The organism is Oscillatoria sp. HE19RPO, assembly GCF_024220515.1.
Lineage (GTDB): Bacteria > Cyanobacteriota > Cyanobacteriia > Cyanobacteriales > Laspinemataceae > Laspinema.
Window position 1 is genome coordinate 1 of sequence record NZ_JAMXOT010000176.1, and the last position, 2,959, is coordinate 2,959.

At 45.5% G+C, this 2,959-nt stretch carries 3 protein-coding genes; 2 read left to right on the forward strand and 1 reads right to left on the reverse strand.

Annotated features, from left to right (window positions below):
* Positions 1-447 precede the first annotated feature (447 nt).
* Entirely contained in the window at positions 448-1,767 is a 1,320-nt protein-coding gene (gene thrC, locus NG833_RS16695) for a threonine synthase (protein WP_254566418.1), read from the forward strand.
* Between the two features lie 147 nt (positions 1,768-1,914).
* Positions 1,915-2,190, forward strand: coding sequence for a MoaD/ThiS family protein (locus NG833_RS16700; protein ID WP_254566419.1), 276 nt, complete (start codon positions 1,915-1,917; stop codon positions 2,188-2,190).
* A 113-nt stretch (positions 2,191-2,303) separates the two neighbouring features.
* Here the strand turns inward: NG833_RS16700 and NG833_RS16705 are convergent, their stop codons facing one another.
* The gene (locus NG833_RS16705; RefSeq protein WP_254566420.1) at positions 2,304-2,651 is read right to left on the reverse strand and encodes a hypothetical protein; all 348 of its coding nucleotides are present in this window, start codon (positions 2,649-2,651) and stop codon (positions 2,304-2,306) included.
* Positions 2,652-2,959: the final 308 nt, after the last annotated feature.

Below are 2,959 nucleotides of genomic sequence, written 5' to 3' on the forward strand. Positions count from 1 at the left end.
TCATTTGTCATTTGTCATTTGTCATTTGTCATTTGTCATTTGTCATTTGTCATTTGTCATTTGTCATTTGTCATTTGTCATTTGTCATTTGTCATTTGTCATTTGTCATTTGTCATTTGTTATTTGTCATTTGTCATTTGTCATTTGTTATTTGTCATTTGTTGTTTGTCCTTGGGAGAGTTGTAGAGCCCAAGGACAAGAAACCGGGTTTCTCGCTCAGATTTGTTGCTGATTGCTAGAGCTTTTGTGAAGAAACCCGGTTTCTAACCAAGGACCAATGACCAATGACCAAGGACCAATGACCAAGGACCAATGACCAAGGACCAATCCCGACCTTTTTGGTCGGGATTGGTTGACGAGTATTTTGCGCTGTGTTACTATCTTCCCAACAGATGAGGGAAGGTGACTTCCAAGCCCCTATTTATAGAGAGTCCAGAGGTTTGAACCATGATCCAGGCGACAGAATTGCATACTCACAGCCATGAAACCCCACCGAATGGGGCCACGTTTGACCAGTTGAAATGTAAAGAATGTGGTGCGGAGTACGAAACGAAGGCGATTCATGTCTGTGAATTGTGTTTTGGACCCCTGGAAGTCAAATATAATTATGATGAGATTCGCCGTCAGGTGACTCGGGAAAGGATTCAGGCGGGTCCTCACTCGATTTGGCGTTATCGTCCCTTTTTGCCGGTGATGACGGATAATCCAATTGATGTGGGAACGGGGATGACTCCTTTGGTGAAGTCCAACCGTTTGGCGCGTCGTCTGGGGATGAAAAATCTTTATATTAAAAATGATGCAGTGAATATGCCGACCCTTAGTTTTAAGGATCGGGTGGTTTCGGTAGCGTTGACTCGGGCGAAGGAACTGGGATTTACGACGGTTTCCTGTGCAAGTACCGGAAATTTGGCGAATTCTACCGCTGCGATCGCTGCTTATGCGGGGTTAGATTGTTGTGTGTTTATTCCCTCGGATTTGGAAGCAGGCAAGGTGTTGGGGACTCTCATCTATAATCCAACCCTGATGTCTGTTAAAGGAAATTATGACCAAGTAAACCGCCTCTGTTCGGAAGTCGCCAATACTCATGGTTGGGGTTTTGTTAATATTAACCTCCGTCCTTATTATTCGGAAGGGTCTAAAACCTTGGCTTATGAAGTCGCAGAACAATTGGGTTGGCAATTGCCCGATCGCATTGTTGCACCGTTAGCATCCGGTTCTCTGTTCACGAAGATTTATAAAGGATTCCAAGAGTTTATTCAAGTTGGATTGGTTGACGAGAAAGCCGTTCGGTTTACAGGGGCTCAAGCGGATGGTTGTTCCCCGATCGCCGCTGCCTTCCGGGAAGGACGGGACTTTATTAAGCCGGTGAAACCGAATACTGTGGCGAAATCGATTGCGATCGGGAATCCTGCTGATGGGATTTATGCTTTAGAAGTTGCTCAGAAAACCAATGGCAATATTGAATCTGTCAGTGATGCAGAAATCATTGAAGGGATGAAGCTGTTGGCTGAAACAGAAGGGATTTTTACAGAAACTGCTGGCGGGACTACGATTGCTGTTTTGAAGAAATCTCTGGAAGAGGGAAAAATTGACCCGGATGAAACGACGGTGGTTTATATTACTGGGAATGGATTAAAAACCCAGGAAGCGGTTCAGGGTTATATTGGTGAACCGCTGACGATTGAGCCGAAATTAGAGAGTTTTGAGCGGGCGTTGGAGCGTTCTCGCACCCTCGATCGCTTGGAATGGCAGCAAGTTTTAGTTTAACATGGGTTTGATGTTGCGGGAATGGGGGGATGCACATCCGGAAACGACTGAAGTCGTTACTACGAACATCCGGAAACGACTGAAGTCGTTACTACGAACAGTTTCCCCCATCTTTCCTATCTCCCCTATCCTCTTTATTTGCGAACCATGTCTGTTAAAGTTTTAATCCCGACTCCTCTCCAGAAGTTTACCAATGATAAGGCTACTGTTGATTGCAGTGGTAGTAATGTGGCGGAATTGTTAGACTCGTTGGAGGCTAACTGTCCCGGTATTAAAGAGCGTCTTTGTGATGAAAAAGGACAACTTCGGCGCTTTTTGAATGTGTATGTTAATGAAGAAGATATCCGCTTTTTAGAGGGTCCTGATACGCCTCTCAAGGAAGGGGATGAGGTGAGTATTGTCCCTGCTGTTGCTGGTGGTTAATACCAACTCCAGTTGTCTCTGAATTAGCCCGCGCAGGCGGGCTTCGTCTGTATAGCCCCACCCTTTAGGGTGCGGGTTTTTATTGGCGGGGTTGTGAAGCCCCGCCGGTTACCCTAAATTTCTCCCTGAATTCGATTCGCCCAATCCAAGGCATTATCTATCGTTAAAACAATCCGTTTAAACGGTTCATCTCGTAATTCTAGGGTGAGATAATCTTTTTCTCGGGTGACATACCAGAACTCTTTTCCTTCCGGATTGTAGTAGGTTCCGGCTTTAATCACTCCGGGTAAAAACGTTCCCGGGGCGCGAATTTCGGCCCAATTACTTTTGGGCTCGGCGGTGGAAACATTGATAATATGACTTAGGGGAATGGTCAAAATCTTCTCAAAGCTGAATGCCAAGAATTGCTCCCAAAAGTCTAATTCAATTTGTAACGTATCATTCATTAAATTGAGCTTCATAGGGTTATCCTCGAACAAGGATTAAACAATATCATACGGAATCGGGTATTGAGAGTCTGTAAAAACCCACACCACTGTGGACCCCACCCTAACCCTCCCCTTGCCAAGGGGAGGGGACTGGAAATGTTTGTAGTGACTCCTTTAGGAGTCATCTTGATGCAACCTGCTTGAGGGGATTCCAACAAATAAATCATCCTTGCTTTGATGCGATCGCACCTAACAAGGCTCTTTTAGCCCGCGCAGGCACCGCTTTGTCCGTGTAGCCCCAGGCTTGAGCCTGCGGGTTTTTTGAAGGTTTTATTTTTTGG